Here is a 15460-nt window from a genome sequence, read left to right as displayed (position 1 = left end):
GACGCCAACGCCAGCCACACATCGTCCGGGGCTACTTCGGCGGCCCGCACGTCCGCTACATCCTCGAATAGAACCCTTTGAGTTTCGGATCAATATGCGCACGACAGGAGACTGTGCCGACCGCGGTCCGGGTTCAAGGGAATCCCTGTCACAACCTCGTGAATACCGACTCTCACCATCCGGATTCACCTCCGGCTCTGCTTGACCGGACGGACTCACGCTTGGTTGGGTTGTTGGCATGAAGCGACAGGACCTCACGCGACGACGCCACGTCGACCTCGCGCGTGTCTGCAGCTCCTGCTGTCGCTGCCGCGTCTGAGCGCAGCGCACCCGAGGGAAGCCCTCCCACTCGCTTTCTGCGCCTCCTCCGATCATGAATTGCGGTTTCGGACCTCTTCCGTCCCGCTGACGGCCTTTCCGGCACTGCTGCTCCGGCGCGCCTGAATTCCCTCCGGCGAGCACCTTCCTGTGCCGACGCCTGCGTTCTTCGCGCGCATTTTCTGCTCTCCCCAGGAGTCCCTCCATGTCCGTACCGCCCGTATCCGACCCCGTCCGCTTCGCCTACTGGGTGCCGAGCGTCAGCGGCGGCCTGGTCACCAGCACCGTCGAGCAGCGCACCGACTGGGGCTACGACTACAACCGCGAACTGGCCGTGCTGGCCGAGAACAACGGCTTCGACTACGCCCTCAGCCAGGTCCGCTACATGTCCAGCTACGGCGCCGAGTACCAGCACGAGTCGACCAGCTTCAGCCTCGCCCTGCTGCTCGCCACCGAGCGGCTGAAGGTCATCGCCGCCGTCCACCCCGGCCTGTGGCACCCGGGCGTCCTCGCCAAGCTCGGCGCCACCGCCGACCACCTGTCGAACGGCCGCTTCGCCGTCAACGTCGTCAGCGGCTGGTTCAGGGGCGAGTTCACCGCTCGCGGCGAGCCGTGGCTGGAGCACGACGAGCGCTACCGGCGCGCCGAGGACTTCATCACCGCCCTGCGCCAGATCTGGACCGAGGACCACGTCGAACTCGCCGGTGACTTCTACCGGGTGCGCGACTTCTCCCTCAAGCCCAAGCCGCTGAACACCCCCGAGCGTCCGCACCCGGAGATCTTCCAGGGCGGCAACTCCACCGCCGCCCGCGCCATGGCGGGCCGCGTCTGCGACTGGTACTTCAGCAACGGCAAGGACTTCGACGGCGTCACCGAGCAGATCAACGACGTCCGGGCCTCGGCAGCCCAAGCGGGCCGTACACCACCGAAGTTCGGTCTCAACGGCTTTTTCAGCGCCCGCGACACCGAGGCCGAGGCACGCGAGACGCTCCGCGAGATCGTCGCCCACGCCGACACCGATGCCGTGCACGGCTTCCGCGACGCCGTCCGGCAGGCCGGACAGTCCACCGCCGACGGCAAGGGAATGTGGCAGGACTCCGGTTTCGACGACCTCGTGCAGTACAACGACGGGTTCCGTACGGGGCTCATCGGCACTCCCGAGCAGATCGCCGAACGGATCGTCGCCTACAAGCGGCTCGGCGTCGACCTTTTCCTCCTCGGCTTCCTGCACTACCACGAGGAGGTCGAGTACTACGGCAAGCGAGTACTGCCCCTCGTGCGCGAACTGGAGGCGCGCAAGCCGCAGTCCGAGCCGCTCACCGCCCACGCCTGAACGCCGCCCACGCGCGAACAGTCCACGAAGGGAAGGTCCTCGCATGGCCACCATCCTGTCGGTATCCGGCAGCCCCTCCGCCACCTCCCGCACCCAGCGACTGCTGCGCCACCTCGACGTCCGGCTCACCGCGCAGGGACACGAAGTGATCCCGCTGGACGTCCGCACCATCCCCGCCGCGGAGCTCCTCGGGGCGGACTTCCGGCACCCGGAGATCGTCCGGGCCACCGCCCTGGTCGAACAGGCGGACGGGGTGGTGGTGGGCACCCCCGTCTACAAGGCCGCCTACTCGGGGCTGCTGAAGTCCCTGCTGGATCTCCTCCCGCAGTACGTGCTGGCCGGCAAGACGGTCCTGCCGCTGGCCACCGGCGGTTCCACCGCCCACGTCCTGGCCATCGACTACGCCCTGCGGCCCGTGCTGAGCTCCATGGGTGCCGCACACATCGTCCCGGGCTGGTTCACCCTCGACAAGGACATCACCGTGGGTGACGACGGCTCCCTGACCGTCGCACCCGGCTCGGCCGAGGCGCTGGCCCAGGTCACGGACCAGTTCTCCGCCGCGCTGGGGGGCCGTCCGGCACTGCTGGCAGCCACCGGATGAGCGCGGTCCATGTGATCGCCGACGACGCCGAGGCTCTCGCCGTCGCCGCCGAACTGGCCGTGGAGTTCCGCAGGGAGGCCGCCGAACGGGACGTGCGGCGCCGGCTCCCGCACGCGGAGCTGGACCGGCTGTCCGCTTCGGGTCTGCCGGCCGTGAGCGTGCCGGCCGAGTTCGGCGGCGCCGACGTCGGGGCCGGGACGCTCGCCGAGATCTTCCGGATGCTGGCCGCCGCCGACGCCAGCCTCGCTCAGATCCCGCAGAGCCACTTCGTCTACGTCAACGTGCTGCGCCGCCAGGGGACACATGCCCAGCAGGAGTTCTTCTTCGGTGAGGTGCTGCGCGGCCGGCGGTTCGGCAACGCCCAGTCAGAGGCGGGCACCAAGCATGTGCAGGACATCCGCACCAGGCTCGCGCGCCGCCCGGACGGTTCGTATGTCCTCGACGGCGTCAAGCATTACTCCACGGGCGCGTTGTTCGCCCACTGGATCCCCGTCCTGGCCCGTGCCGACGAGGGCACCCTGCACGTGGCGTACGTACCGCACGACGCCCCCGGCCTGACGGTCGTCGACGACTGGGACGGCATGGGGCAGCGCACCACGGCCAGCGGAACCGTCCGCCTGGAGGGGGGTGCCCGTCCCCGCCGACCGGGTCGTACCCCACCACCTCACCTTCCAGGGGCCTCAACTTCACGGAGCAGTGGCCCAGTTGCTGCACCGGGGTCGTCACCGAGGATCTCAGCGCCGGCGGCGGCGAACTCCGCAACCGCCTCGCGGTCGGCCCAGTCGGGCATGGGGCGCGCGAACAGCCGGCTCATCGTCGCCTGGTCATGGTCGGGGAGGTCGTCGTCGGGCGGACCGGGGGCAACCGGCCGGGTGCCGACCAGGGTGAGCGCCGAGAACGCGCTCGGGTGGTCGAGGACGGCCACCTGGGCGACCATCCCACCGACGCCGATCCCGGCGAGATGGGCGGGCCCCCTGCCGAGCGCGTCGGCAAGGGCCGCCGCGTCGGCGGCGAGGTCGCGCAGGGTGTAGGAGGGCGCCTGCGGATCCGTCGTCGTGGACTTCCCGCTGTCGCGCAGGTCGTAGCGCACCACGTGGCGCCCGCCGGCGGCCAGGCGCTCGCACAGCGCGTCGGGCCAGGAGAGTATCGTCGTCCCGCCCGCGAGCAGGACCAGTGGCGCGTTGTCCTCACCGAACGATTCGATGCCCAGGGTGATTCCCCGGGCGTTGACCGTGGTCATCGGATCACCCGGAGACGTCGTAGGTCAGGTGCGTGGCGGTCGACGTCGAGATCACGCTCCGCTGCACCAGCGTGCGCGGCGCTCCACCAGTGAACAGTGGTGTCCCGGCGCCCAGCACCACGGGCGCGAGGTGCAGCGACAGCACGTCGACCAGCCCGGCCTCCAGCGCCGAGCCGACCGTTGCTCCGCCGCCCATGAGGATCACGTCGAGGTCCTTGCCACCGGCCGAAGCCGCCGCCCCGGCTCGCTCGCGCGCGGTGGCGACGGCGTCGGCCAGACCGGTGGTGACGAACGTCCAGTCGAGGTCGGTGAGCCGCACCGACGGAGGTGGCGTGCTCGTCACGACGACGAATGCGGGCTTGCCGACCTCACCGGCACCATAGCCGGTTGAGCCGTCCCAGCCTTCTGGCCCGTCGACCACATCGAAGAGCCGGCGACCGAGGATGACGACGCCAGAGCGGGCGGTCGCCTCGCGCAGGAGCCGACGGTCGTCGGGGTCGTCGGAGAACGCCCAGGTGTGCAGGGCTTCGCCGCCAGTGCCCAGACCGTTGCGCGGGCCGGGGTCGGGCCCGGTGACGAAGCCGTCCAGAGAGACCGAGATGTCAGCGATGATGCGAGTCATACCAGAGCAGACCCGGCCGACTGCCCAAACTCATCGCTCACGCTCGGATTGCGGAGAATTCCTGCAATGGGGTGTCACCACGACACCTCGCGGACACTGGCTCGGCTCTGTGGCTGGGTCGAGGCGGTGACTTCCGACCGGTGGCGGCTGGCCGAGAACGTCACCTTGAGTGTCTGTGCCTGGGGCCGGCTCGTGCTCACCGTGAACCCCTGGTTCGGCACGGCCGAGATCAGGCAGACCGCGTCGTCGCCGAACCGCACGGTGACCTTGCCGCCCTCGGACGGCACCGTGTGGACGCCGACTCCGCCTTCCTGGCACCCCGAGTCGTCCACGCCGGTCGGCGCCGGGGTACTGGTGCGGCCGGTGGGTATGGGCCGTCGCGTCGGGCTGGGATCGGTCGCCGCCTGGCTGCTCCGGGGCGGCGAGCCGGGCCTGCGGCTGCTCGCCGACGGACTCGGGGAGGGTTTCGCGGTGGTGGGGCTGGACCGCGGGGGCTTCAGGGGCTTGCTCGGCGCGGACTGCGCGACCGGCGCGGTCGGCCGGGTCGACCCCACTACGAAGTGAATCGTGAGGATGACAGCGGTGACACTGGCTGCCGTGCAGGCCAGCCATATGATCAGGTAGCGCAGGAGGCGGGACACGACACCATAGTGACGGACCGGCTAACGTGCCTGCTCATGGCCTCCGTACTTGTCGTCGAGGACGACCCCGTCATCCGGGCCGCGCTGATCGAGGTCCTGACCGGGCACGGCTACGCGGTCAGGACCACCCATCAGGGTTTCGAGGCGCTGCGCGAGATCACCCAGAGCCCGCCGGACATCGTGGTGCTGGACCTGGGGCTGCCCGATCTCGACGGCCTGGACGTGCTGCGCATGATCCGGGGCATTTCCCGCGTGCCGGTCCTGGTCGCCACCGCCCGTGACGACGAGAGCGAGATCATCCGGCTGCTCAACTCGGGGGCCGACGACTACCTGGTCAAGCCGTTCTCCGGCGGCCAGCTCGCCGCCCGCCTCGCCGCCGTGCTGCGCCGGTCCGTGCCCGCCGACGTGACCGCGGCCCGGCGGCCCGTCCTGCAGGTGGCAGACCTGCGCATCGACCCGACGGCGCGCACCGCCCACCTGGCCGGCCGGGAACTGCCCCTGACCCGCCGCGAGTTCGATCTGCTCGCCTACCTCGCCGCCCACGCCGACCAGGTCGTCACCCGGCAGCGCATACTCACCGAGGTGTGGCAGCAGCCGTACGTCGAGGACCAGACGGTCGACGTCCACCTCTCCGCGCTCCGCCGCAAAATGGGCGAGAAAGCACGAAAGCCCCGCTATCTGCGCACGGTTCGCGGCCTGGGCATCAAGTTGGTCAGCTCGCCATGAGACGTGCCCTCGCGGGGATCGCCCTGGCCGTCACCTCGATGGTGGCCCTGTCCTTCCTCATCCCCCTCGCCCTCCTCGTGCGCGAACAGGTACGGGACCGGGCCACCACGGCCGCCGAGCAGCGGGCGTCCGCCCTGTCTCCGGTGCTCGCCCTCACCACCCGGCGCGCCGACGTGCAGCAGGCCGTCGCCGAGCTCGACTCCTCCGACCAGCTCGTCGTACGTCTGCCCGACGGTGACTTCGTCGGCACGCCGCACGCGCCCCGGGACGCGCTCGACCGGGCCGTGCGCGGGCGCGAGACGCTGGCCGTGGACACCGCCGGCGGCTGGGTCTACCTCCAGCCCGTCGTCCTGCAGGGCGACCGGGTCGCGGTGGTGGAAGCCTTCGTGCCGTCCGCAGATCTCACCCGGGGCGTGGCAGCGTCCTGGGGCGTCATGGCGCTGCTCGCGCTGGGTCTGGTCGGCGGTTCGGTACTCGTGGCCGACCGGCTCGGCGCCCGCGTCGTCCGCTCCTCGCGCACTCTCAAGCGTGCCTCACTGGCTCTCGGCTCCGGAGACCTGGACGTGCGGGTCGAACCCGACGGCCCGCCCGAACTGCAGGAGGCCGGTGCGGCGTTCAACACCATGGCCGACCGCGTCCTCGACCTGCTCGCCGTGGAACGCGAGCTGGTCGCCGACCTCTCGCACCGGCTGCGCACCCCGTTGACCGCTCTCTACCTGGAGGCCGACCGGATGGGGTCGACGCCCAGCGCCCGGCGGGTCGCGGAGGCGGCAGGCCAGCTGGAGAGCGAACTGGACTCGATCATCGCCGCGGCCCGTACACCGCTCGCGTCGGCGCGGTCGGCCCGTGCGGCGACCGGCGCGGCGAAGGCGTGCGATGTCGCGGAGGTGGTCGCCATGCGGCTGGACTTCTGGTCGGTCCTCGCCGCCAAGCAAGGACGGCCCTACGAGCGTTCCCTCACGCCGCGACTGGTGCCCGTCGCCTTCCCCGAGGACGACCTCGCGGCCGTCGTCGACGCCCTGATCGGCAATGTCTTCCGGCACACCCCGGAGGGCACCGCCTTCGCCGTGCGCGTGGAGCGGGCGGATCGGCACGTGTTCCTCACGGTCGACGACGCGGGACCGGGCGTGGCGGACCCGGACGCAGCGCTCACGCGGGGGGTGAGCGTCGGCGGTTCGACGGGGCTGGGCCTGGACATCGTGGCCCGGGCGTCCCGCTCGGCGGACGGTGAACTGACGATCACCCGGGCGCCGTTGGGCGGCGCCCGGGTGCGGGTGTCGTTCGTACTGGCTGACGCGGGAGGGGCCGGCGGCGGGGTGAAATGACCGGGGTCGGCGGCCGGGGGGTGGTGAGCGGGCTCGGTGACCGGCGCCGGCGGCCGGGGGTGGCGAGCGAGGTCAGCGACCGGCGCCGAAGTTCTGCGTCCACCAGGGGCCGCCGTCGCCGAAGTGGACGCCCACGCCCAGCTCCTTGAAGGAGCAGTTCAGTATGTTCGCGCGGTGTCCTGGGCTGTTCATCCAGGACTTCATCACCGAGGCGGCGTCCGCCTGTCCCCGGGCTATGTTCTCGCCCAGGGTCGACCACTGGTACCCCGCGGCCTCGACCCGGGTCGTCATCGTCGAACCGTCGGGGCCGGTGTGGGACATCACGCCGCTGCTCGCCATGACGTCGCTGTAGTCGTCGGCGGCCCGGGTGAGCCGGTCGTTCGCCGTGACCGGCGAGCAGCCGGCCGCGGCCCGCTCCTTGTTGACCAGCGCGAGCACCTGGGCCTCGGTCCCGCCATCGGACTGGGAACCCGACCCGGCGTCCGAGCCGGTGCCGCCCGGCCGGATGCCGCCGGAACCGCTTGCCGACCCGCCGCCGCTGCTCTTCGCCGCCGTCCCCGCGGGTGCCTTCGACGCGGGGACGGCCGTCTTCCGTGCACGGGGGGTGGGACTCGCCGACTGCTTCCGCTTCTGCTTCGGCTTCGCGCTCGGCGAGCTGCTCGCCGTGGTGCTCGGGCTCGCCGAAGCAGAGGCGAGCGGCGCCGTACTGCCGGCGGCGTCCCCGGCGCCCGGCTTCCCGTCCGTGCTGTTCGCCACCACCCGGTTCGACGTGTCGCCGTCCTCGCCGCTGACGACTGCCAGGGTGATCCCGACGCCCGCGATCGCAGCGACGGCTCCGATGGCCAGTGCGGGACCGCGCGTCTTCGGCCCCCTGCGGGGGCGGGCGTGGAAGCGGGACGGGCGAGCGGCTCGGCGGGAACCCATGCAGGACACCTCGGTTGGTCGGTCGGCTGACTCGGCCCCGTGTCCGGTGGCCGCGATCGCGGCCACCGGACCTGTGGGGGGTGTTCGAGAGCCTAGGACCCGGCCGGGGCTCAGACCTCCGTTCGAAGGTCATCTTCAAGAAGCCTTAAGAGAGCCGCCAAAGTCCGCTGAGGAACGGGTGGGAGCGTGCCCCGAGGTGAGTGCGTCATGGCTTCGTGTGCGATCAAGCGGCGTTGAGTGAGCCCTCGTAGGCGCTGCGAGGGCGCCGTCGCGGGGTGCCGCTCAGGCACCGACGGCACGCGACAAGAAGGCGGCCATCGAGAGGCCCGACACCGGCGACGGACCCGGCACCGACAACCTTGACGATCTTCCGGAGAGCGACTTTGTCGGCGTCGCCGTGGACGCGGACGCCGGACGAGCGACCGCGACCAGCCCTTACGACCGTCCCGTCGCAAACTTCATCGCCAGCTCAGCGCAACGGGCCACGTCACCCACACGTCGTACAACAAGACCTCGGTCACGCTGCACCACAACGCCGGCCGGCTTTCGCACCAGGGTGTGCTCGAGGTCGGGAAGGTACGTCCGGCTTCGGCCCACTTCGACGTGGACGCCGCCGGCGCCGTCGCTCAGTACGTTCGCCGGGCTGCGGCTGCGCAAGCGCCGGGTCACCACCCTGCCCGAACCGTCCGCCACACCGGTGCCGGACCTGCTGCGGCGCGACTTCACCGCGAGCGCGCCGAAATGAAGTACGTCGGGGACATCACCTACCTGCCGGTGAGCGACGGCGAGTTCCTGTATCTGGCGACCGTGATCGACTGCTTATCCCGTCGCCCTGGCGATCAATAACCGACCCCGCAAGATCCTCGGCTGGAAGACCCCGGCCGAGGTCTTCGAGGAGCAGCTACGCTCACTACAGCAGCCCGGTGGGTTGCAACGACCGGTTGAACTCGCCCAGTACACCTTCCGTGAATTCGCCGATAACTGCGCCGAGTCGGGCGTCAGGCAGTCCATGGGCGCGGTCGGCACGAGCACGGACGACGCACTCGCCGAGTCGTTCATCGCAGCCCTCAAACGCGAGACGCTCCGTGGCGCCCGCCGCTTCGACGGGGCCCGCGCCTGCCGCCTGGCGGTCTTCCGCTGGACCACCCGCTACAACACCCGCCGACGGCACTCGGCGAACGGACAGCAGGCACCGATCGCCCACGAACAGCAGTCAGCTACCCTGACACTCGCCGCATAACGACGCGAACAGGTGTCCACTCCACGGGGACAAGGCCCAACGATCCGGCTGTGCGCTATCAGGCAGCCTTGGATGACTTCCGTGACTCTTCGGTGCTGACACGACGCTACGAGATCAATCTCCAGGCGCCACCGGCAGTCAAGGAGAAGTCAGATCGGGCATACAGATTGCTACGGCAGTATCGAACCTGCTCGATGCCAAGCCGGACCTCACGCTGACCTCAGCGGAGTACATCGAAGCGCTAGATGTTGCGGGCCAGGAGGTTGTTGACGCTGGCCGTACGCCGTACGAGGCCGCAGCAGTCGGGCTTGCTCTGTGCCAACGGCGCCGTGGACCACCGAGAGGCGTTACCCGCCATCTCGCGGCTGTCCCGGCGTTGATGGCCGAACACGTCGCCGGCCGCCGGGAGTGGCAGGTGGGCTTCCTTCGTGGTCAGGGATCGTGCAGCACAGAGGTCGTATCGACATCCACGGGTCTGCCGTGCGCGTCGGTGGGACGCAGCTCTGGGATCGGGAGACCGCGTGCATCAACGAGAACTGAGTGAGTTTCAGCTGGCGCGAAGGCGTGCCGTTCGCCCCACTGACGCGCAGCCACGATGACGGTGAAGAGGTCTCGGCCCGCCTCTGTGAGGACGTAGTTCTGTCGCCGCCCCGTCGGGGCGGTCTGCCGATCGAGGATCCCTCGTTCGACCAGGCGACGCAGCCGGTCGGTGAGGATGTTGCGCGCGATTCCGGTGCGGTGTTGGAAGTCGGTGAATGCTCGCGCACCGTCCATCGCGTCGCGAATGATCAGCAGGCTCCATCGATCTCCGACCAGGTCGAGGGTGCGCGCGACGGGGCAGGCGGGGTCGGTCCAGGACATCCCCTCGGCGCGGGGCGCTGTGCGAGCCATGACTCCTCCAGAAGGGTTGCGGATCGAAACCATTCTGCCGTACCTTCATTTTGGTTGCAATTTGCTACTCATTGGAGGTGTGTCGGTGAGTCTTACGTCTGGCCGGAGGATGCTGTTCGCCGTGATCTGCGCGGTCGCGGTCGCGACGATCTACGTTGCGCAGCCCGTACTGGCCCAGATCGGCGACGACCTGGGCCTGCCGGAAGCCGACTTGGGATGGATCGTCACCACGGGACAACTCGGCTACCTGATCGGCTTGGCCCTTCTTGTCCCTCTGGGGGACCTGTTCGACCGGCGCAAGCTCATTGCCGGGCATCTTTTCCTCGCCGCGGTTGGCATGGCCCTGGCCGCAGTCGCTGCCCGGCTATGGCTCCTGCTTGCCGGGCTGGCCATCGCAGGCTTGTCCGCGGTCGTCGTTCAGACCACTGTGGCCTTCGCCGCCGACCTGTCCACGGCAGCGGAACGCGGCCGCACACTCGGCGCCGTTACCTCCGGTGTCATCATCGGGATTCTCGGAGCGCGCGTGCTCGCGGGCAGTCTCGCCGCACTCTGGGGATGGCGAAGCATCTACGTGGTATTCGCCGTGCTCCTCATCGCGCTCGCCTGCTTCGTGCTGAAGCTCCTGCCATCCGACCCGCACGACGTCCGGGCCACGTATGGCGCGGTGCTGATCTCGCTGGGTCGCCTGTTCCGTGAGCGCCTGTTCGTCTCGCGGGGGCTGATTGCATTCTTCCTGTTTGCTTCCTTCGGCGTGTTGTGGAGCGGCCTGGCTCTGCCGCTCGCAGCCGAGCCATGGCACCTGAGCACGGCCCAGATCGGCCTCTTCGGGATCGCCGGGCTCGCCGGGGCGCTGGGCGCCTCTCGAGCCGGGCGAGGGGCCGACGCCGGCCGCGCCAACGTCATCACAGGCGGTGCACTGGTGCTCCTGGCCGCTTCATGGCTGGCGACCGGACAAGCCTCCTGGTCGCTCTGGGCCGTCGTCGTCGGCGTGATCGTCCTCGACTTCGCGGTGCAGGCCGTACACGTCAGCAATCAACACCTGCTCACGGCCGCATACTCACACCGGACGAGCAGCGTCATCGGCGGCTACATGCTCTTCTACTCCTTCGGCTCCGCCGTCGGAGCAACCGGCACCACCGCGGTGTACTCCGCCGCAGGGTGGGCCGGATCCAGCCTCCTCGGCGCCGCCTTCGCCCTCTGCGCACTCATGATCTGGGCCGTCAACCGACACACAGCCGCCGACACGCGACGAGACGTGCTCGTGTAACTGAAGTTTCCCCGTGATCTCGGACACTCGTTCGTTATGCCGCGAGGGCGTGCTGGTTCCCGGCTCCACAACAAACGTGCCACGGCTCGGGACGAGTTGCAGCCGTTCTTCGATGCCATGGACCGCCCGCAAGTTGCAGAACCGCTCGTCCGCCGGCGTCGGCCCTGCGTCGCATACGGAGCGACGGTGTCAGCATGTGCAGCTGTGCGCGGCACGCCTATGAGCCGGCTCGCATCGGGTGGCGCCCGTTATCGGCGCGGCACCCCGGCCCGGTGCCGCACGCACGTGCTCCGCGTGCCCGGACAGGGAGTACCGGGCCGTATCCGTGACCTGCCACATTCGTCGCCCCCTGGTCTCTCCTATCGCACCAAGCCGCAGGCTCCCGGCGATCACCGAAGCCTTTCCTTGCCATCCGCGCCATTCCACCATAGCCTTATGATCGTAAGGTAAACGATCGTAATTCAATGTTCAGGGAGTCTGTGATGGTGAAACATCGGCCGGTAGCACTCGTAACGGGGGCCTCATCGGGGATCGGCAACACAACCGCTCGCGCCCTCGTCACAGCCGGGTTCGAGGTGATCGGAACCGGACGGAACACCTCGCGACTCACCCCGCCCACCGGTGTGACCTTCCTCGACCTCGACGTGACCAGTGACGAATCCGTCACCTCCGCCGTTCAGGACGTGATCAAACGGTTCGGACGGATCGACGTCCTCGTCAACAACGCTGGTCTCGGCTCGGTCGGCGCCGCCGAGGAGAACTCCGTCGCCCAGGCCCTAAGCCTCTTCGACCTCAACTTCTTCGGCCTCGTCCGCATGACGAAGGCCGTCCTGCCGCACATGCGCACCCAGGGCCGTGGACGCATCGTCAACCTCAGTTCCGTCCTCGGTGTCATCCCGCAGCCCTACATGTCCCTCTACGTCGCCGCGAAGCACGCCATCGAGGGCTACTCCGAGTCCGTGGACCACGAGGTCCGCGAGCACGGCGTCCGCGTCCTGCTCGTCGAGCCCGGTTACACCCGGACCGCCTTCGACGCCAATGCCGCACAGCCCGACACCCCGCTGCCGCTGTATGCGGAGCGGCGGCGCATCTTCGACGCAGTGGTCGCTGCGGCAATGAGGACCGGCGACGACCCGGCCGTCGTCGCCAAGGAGATCGTCACGGCAGCCACCGCCTCGAGGCCGAAGCTGCGCTACACCGTCGGACCGCTCGCCTCACGCATCACCACTGCGCGACGCCTCGTTCCCGCCGGGATCTTCGACAAGCAGATCCGCAGATTCAACCGGATGCCCGGCTGACGTCGCACCCGACCCATCGACCTGCAGTGCGCGCGAGTGGCGCGTTCAGCTCCGACCTGACAAGGAGCAAGACCATGGGAATCAGCACGTAAGCGCAGCAGTTCGCGCAGTTCCTCGAAAGCGTTCGCGCGAAGGCGTCGACAGCGGGCCTCGACCTGGCCGTCGTCCGCGACATCGTCGACACACATGCCTCGGCATCGACCGAGCCGGAAGGCGTCACCTACGCCGACGTGGACGCGGGCGGCGTCCCCGCTCTGTGGGCCATCCCTGAGGGTGCCGATCCCGACAAGGCGCTGCCCCACTTCCATGTCGGCGGATCGGTCGCCGCCTCGATCACATCGGACCGCAAGGCCGCCGACCACATCGCCAAGGCGGCGGGAGCCCGCTCGCTCGTCGTGGGCTTCCGCCTGGCGCCCGAGCACCCTCACCCGGCGCAGATCGACGACGCCGAGACCGCCTTCCGGTGGCTGCTCGCACAGGGCTACGAGCCGCGGAACATCGGCAGCACCGGCCACTCCATCGGAGGCACCCTCGCGGTCGCGCTGCCGCTGCGCCTGCTCGCCAAGGGCGAGGCAGCCCCCCGGGGCGATCATCAGCATCTCGCCGTGGACAGACCTCACCATCAGTAATCCGAAGGTGGACGAGAACGAGGAACTCGACAAGATGCTCAGCCGGGACATCCTCGAGCAGTTCCGAGCGGCTTGGCTGCAGGACCACGGCGTGGACTTCGCCGACCCCGACATCAGCATCCTGAACGCCGACCTGACCGGCCTGCCGCCCACGGCCCTCCACTACGGAGAGTACGAGGCGCTTGCCGGCGAGGGCGCCGACTTCGGCCGCCGACTCGTGGACTTCAAGATCCTTTCCGAGGTCCGCCCGCTGCCCGAGGGGCAGCACTCGTTCATTCTGGGTGCGGGGCGCGTACCCGAGGCCGACCGGGCGATCGAGCAGATGGGTCAGTGGCTTCGACGGCATCTCGGCAGCTGATGTGGAAGCTGGCCTGACATGCGCATCGTCCGCCGGACGGCAACCAAAAAGATCACGCAGAAGGATGGCTGACATGAAGGCATTCATCGTCGAGAAGTACGGCAAGGACGGCCTACGCGCCGCAGATGTTCCCGAGCCCACCGTCGGCGACGGCGACGTCCTGGTCCGAGTGAGCGCCACCAGCATCAACCCGCTGGACAAAATGGTCCGCAACGGGGAGTTCAAACGACTCCTGAAGTACAAGCTTCCGTTCGTGCTCGGCCATGACGTCGCCGGCATCGTGACGCGGGTCGGGTCGGCAGTGCACGACTTGGCGGTCGGCGACGAGGTCTACGCGCGTCCCCGCGACCTGCGGATTGGAGGCTTCGCCGAGTTCATTGCGATCGACCAGGACGACGTCTCCCCCAAGCCGAAGTCACTCACCCTCCGCGAGGCGGCCGCGGTGCCGCTGGTGGCTCTGGCCTCCTGGCAGATCCTCGTCGACCGCGCCCACGTGAAGCCGGGCCAGAAGGTGCTCATCCATGCCGGTGCCGGCGGCCTCGGATCGACGGCCATCCAGCTCGCCAAGCACCTCGGCGCCACAGTGGCGACGACCGCGAACACTGGTTCCGACGAGCTTGTCCGCAGCCTCGGCGCCGACATTGTCGTCGACTACACCAAGGAGGACTTCTCGCAGGTGCTGTCCGGCTACGACCTGGTGCTGGACTCGGTGGGGGGAGTCAACCTCGAGAAGTCGCTGACCGTGCTGAAGCCCGGCGGCCTCGCCGTCAGTGTCGTCGGTCCGCCGGACGCCGCGTTCGCCGAGCAGCTCGGCGCCCCATCCTTTCTGGGCCTGGTCATGAACGTGCTCAGTCGCAAGATCCGCAAGCAGGCCACGGCCCTGGGTGTGCGCTACCAGTTCTTCTTCATGCAGGCGAACGGCACCCAGCTGCGCGAGCTCGCCGCCCTCTACGACAACGGACAGCTCCGCCCGGTCATCGACGCAACGTTTCGCTTCGATCACACGCTCGAAGCGATGGCGCACGTCGAGCAGGGACGCACCGCGGCCGGGAAGGTCGTGATCTCGATGACGCCCGACCACGACTGATGGTGTGCCGGTACTCCCCTGCGCCGTCGGCACACCATTGGAGCACGTTCGCAATCCAATACGATGGCGAAGCGCGGGGGACCCTTCCGGCGCACGAAGGAGCAAGCGCGTGGCGCGTTACGGGAAAGAACACAAGCAGGCGACAAGGCAGCGGATCATCGAGACCGCCGGCCGCCGGTTCAAGCGCGACGGTATCGACGGCTCGGGCATCTCGACGCTGATGGCGGACGCCGGACTGACCAACGGCGCCTTCTACGCCCACTTCGCATCAAAGGACGATCTCGTGGCCACCGCGGTCGCGGACCAGTTGCACACCCAGTACGCGAACGTCATCGAGCAGGCAGCCCCAGGCATCGCCGGAGTCGAGCAGATCGTACGGTGGTACCTGTCGCCCCAGCACCGCGACAGTCCCGACGACGGCTGCCCCTCCGCGGCACTCCTCGATGAGATCGGGCGCTGCGCGGACGAGACCAAGCAGGCGTACACCGACGGCGTGCTCGCCGTCATCGACGGTATCGCCGCTCGTCTGGCGCCCGCCGATCCACGCTCGGTGCAGACGAAAACCCTCAGTGTCTACGCCATGATGGTCGGGACGCTGCAACTCTCCCGCGCCCTGGCCGACCGGCGACTCTCCGACGAACTCCTCGACGAGGGCACCCGCAACGCCCTCACTCTGCTCGGCGTACAGGGGTCCTGCTGACGCGCCGCAACATCACCCGGCAGCCTCGACGAGCCGCTCCACACCACACCCCCCGGCCGAGTGTCACGATGTCGTCGACGCTGGCCTGCGCGGCCGGCCAGACCTCCGCTACCGGTCGGTCGCGGCGGGAACCGCTCCGTGACCGGCCTCAGGGTTCTTGCCCAACCCCTCTCTGTCAGCCTTGGGTGAGACGTCCCGCTTCGTCGGGTTAGCCTGAGAGGGCACGACAGGAGAACCACCCCCTCATGACCAGCACCACC

Annotated in this window: 14 protein-coding genes and 3 pseudogenes; 13 read left to right on the top strand and 4 right to left on the bottom strand. The window is 69.2% G+C overall.

Going from position 1 to position 15460, the window contains the following annotated elements; genetic code table 11:
* Positions 1–523 precede the first annotated feature (523 nt).
* The 3 genes and pseudogenes from sfnG to HDC93_RS37045 form a co-directional block, all read left to right on the top strand.
* Positions 524–1651 carry a dimethylsulfone monooxygenase SfnG gene (gene sfnG / locus HDC93_RS37055; RefSeq protein WP_185015160.1) on the top strand — a complete coding sequence of 376 codons (1128 nt, stop codon included), beginning with the start codon at positions 524–526 and terminating at the stop codon, positions 1649–1651.
* Positions 1652–1694: 43 nt separating this feature from the next.
* On the top strand, positions 1695–2252 hold the full coding sequence (gene ssuE / locus HDC93_RS37050) for an NADPH-dependent FMN reductase (protein ID WP_185015159.1): 558 nt from the start codon (positions 1695–1697) through the stop codon (positions 2250–2252).
* Positions 2249–2966, top strand: a pseudogene (locus HDC93_RS37045) (acyl-CoA dehydrogenase family protein); the annotation flags it as partial. The gene ssuE and the pseudogene HDC93_RS37045, both read left to right, overlap by 4 nt.
* On the opposite strand, the pseudogene HDC93_RS37040 reads toward HDC93_RS37045, so the two are convergent.
* Positions 2959–3492 (bottom strand): annotated as a pseudogene (locus HDC93_RS37040) (alpha/beta fold hydrolase); the annotation flags it as partial. The pseudogenes HDC93_RS37045 and HDC93_RS37040 sit on opposite strands and share 8 nt — an antisense overlap.
* Before the next feature lie 4 nt (positions 3493–3496).
* Positions 3497–4114, bottom strand: a complete 618-nt coding sequence (locus tag HDC93_RS37035; RefSeq protein WP_185015158.1) for a dihydrofolate reductase family protein — start codon at positions 4112–4114, stop codon at positions 3497–3499.
* A gap of 126 nt (positions 4115–4240) precedes the next feature.
* Here HDC93_RS37035 and HDC93_RS37030 point away from each other — a divergent pair, with 126 nt between their 5' ends.
* The 3 genes from HDC93_RS37030 (at position 4241) to HDC93_RS37020 (ending at position 6806) form a co-directional block, all read left to right on the top strand.
* On the top strand, positions 4241–4678 hold the full coding sequence (locus HDC93_RS37030) for a hypothetical protein (RefSeq protein ID WP_185015157.1): 438 nt from the start codon (positions 4241–4243) through the stop codon (positions 4676–4678).
* Between the two features lie 113 nt (positions 4679–4791).
* Entirely contained in the window at positions 4792–5481 is a 690-nt protein-coding gene (locus tag HDC93_RS37025; protein WP_185015156.1) for a response regulator transcription factor, read from the top strand.
* The gene (locus HDC93_RS37020) at positions 5478–6806 is read left to right on the top strand and encodes a HAMP domain-containing sensor histidine kinase (protein WP_185015155.1); all 1329 of its coding nucleotides are present in this window, start codon (positions 5478–5480) and stop codon (positions 6804–6806) included. Before HDC93_RS37025 ends, HDC93_RS37020 begins: the two co-directional genes overlap by 4 nt.
* A gap of 72 nt (positions 6807–6878) precedes the next feature.
* Here the strand turns inward: HDC93_RS37020 and HDC93_RS37015 are convergent, their stop codons facing one another.
* Positions 6879–7730, bottom strand: coding sequence for a CAP domain-containing protein (locus tag HDC93_RS37015; protein WP_185015154.1), 852 nt, complete (start codon positions 7728–7730; stop codon positions 6879–6881).
* A 946-nt stretch (positions 7731–8676) separates the two neighbouring features.
* On the opposite strand from HDC93_RS37015, the pseudogene HDC93_RS37010 reads away from it, so the two are divergent.
* Positions 8677–8970 (top strand): annotated as a pseudogene (locus tag HDC93_RS37010) (integrase core domain-containing protein); the annotation flags it as partial.
* A gap of 432 nt (positions 8971–9402) precedes the next feature.
* Here HDC93_RS37010 and HDC93_RS37005 read toward each other — a convergent pair.
* A complete protein-coding gene (locus HDC93_RS37005; RefSeq protein WP_185015152.1) occupies positions 9403–9861 on the bottom strand; it encodes a helix-turn-helix domain-containing protein in 459 nt (152 codons plus the stop codon).
* 109 nt (positions 9862–9970) lie between these two features.
* On the opposite strand from HDC93_RS37005, the gene HDC93_RS37000 reads away from it, so the two are divergent.
* From HDC93_RS37000 to HDC93_RS36980, 6 genes are all read left to right on the top strand, one after another.
* Positions 9971–11128 (top strand): MFS transporter, encoded by a 1158-nt coding sequence (locus tag HDC93_RS37000; RefSeq protein WP_221517586.1) that lies wholly within the window; start codon positions 9971–9973, stop codon positions 11126–11128.
* A gap of 482 nt (positions 11129–11610) precedes the next feature.
* Positions 11611–12426 (top strand): oxidoreductase, encoded by an 816-nt coding sequence (locus tag HDC93_RS36995; protein ID WP_185015151.1) that lies wholly within the window; start codon positions 11611–11613, stop codon positions 12424–12426.
* A gap of 230 nt (positions 12427–12656) precedes the next feature.
* Positions 12657–13055, top strand: coding sequence for an alpha/beta hydrolase fold domain-containing protein (locus HDC93_RS39140; protein ID WP_311774731.1), 399 nt, complete (start codon positions 12657–12659; stop codon positions 13053–13055).
* Between the two features lie 7 nt (positions 13056–13062).
* On the top strand, positions 13063–13413 hold the full coding sequence (locus HDC93_RS39135; protein WP_398987829.1) for an alpha/beta hydrolase: 351 nt from the start codon (positions 13063–13065) through the stop codon (positions 13411–13413).
* A 73-nt stretch (positions 13414–13486) separates the two neighbouring features.
* Complete coding sequence (locus HDC93_RS36985) at positions 13487–14500, top strand: NADP-dependent oxidoreductase (protein ID WP_185015150.1); 1014 nt, start codon at positions 13487–13489, stop codon at positions 14498–14500.
* A 109-nt stretch (positions 14501–14609) separates the two neighbouring features.
* Entirely contained in the window at positions 14610–15200 is a 591-nt protein-coding gene (locus HDC93_RS36980; protein WP_185015149.1) for a TetR/AcrR family transcriptional regulator, read from the top strand.
* Positions 15201–15460 lie beyond the last annotated feature (260 nt).

It is taken from the genome of Streptomyces sp. AK010, from assembly GCF_014207295.1.
Classification (GTDB): domain Bacteria; phylum Actinomycetota; class Actinomycetes; order Streptomycetales; family Streptomycetaceae; genus Streptomyces; species Streptomyces massasporeus.
The sequence above is the reverse complement of the archived record's forward strand: the minus strand, read 5'-3'. Positions and strand labels throughout refer to the sequence as shown.

Bases quoted from the DNA above. Each gene is read 5' to 3' on its own strand.
- HDC93_RS37035 (WP_185015158.1), bottom strand. From the start codon at position 4,114: ATGACTCGCATCATCGCTGACATCTCGGTCTCTCTGGACGGCTTCGTC.
- HDC93_RS37020 (WP_185015155.1), top strand. From the start codon at position 5,478: ATGAGACGTGCCCTCGCGGGGATCGCCCTGGCCGTCACCTCGATGGTG.
- HDC93_RS37025 (WP_185015156.1), top strand. From the start codon at position 4,792: ATGGCCTCCGTACTTGTCGTCGAGGACGACCCCGTCATCCGGGCCGCG.
- sfnG (WP_185015160.1), top strand. From the start codon at position 524: ATGTCCGTACCGCCCGTATCCGACCCCGTCCGCTTCGCCTACTGGGTG.
- HDC93_RS36995 (WP_185015151.1), top strand. From the start codon at position 11,611: ATGGTGAAACATCGGCCGGTAGCACTCGTAACGGGGGCCTCATCGGGG.
- HDC93_RS37015 (WP_185015154.1), bottom strand. From the start codon at position 7,730: ATGGGTTCCCGCCGAGCCGCTCGCCCGTCCCGCTTCCACGCCCGCCCC.
- ssuE (WP_185015159.1), top strand. From the start codon at position 1,695: ATGGCCACCATCCTGTCGGTATCCGGCAGCCCCTCCGCCACCTCCCGC.
- HDC93_RS36985 (WP_185015150.1), top strand. From the start codon at position 13,487: ATGAAGGCATTCATCGTCGAGAAGTACGGCAAGGACGGCCTACGCGCC.
- HDC93_RS37005 (WP_185015152.1), bottom strand. From the start codon at position 9,861: ATGGCTCGCACAGCGCCCCGCGCCGAGGGGATGTCCTGGACCGACCCC.
- HDC93_RS37000 (WP_221517586.1), top strand. From the start codon at position 9,971: ATGCTGTTCGCCGTGATCTGCGCGGTCGCGGTCGCGACGATCTACGTT.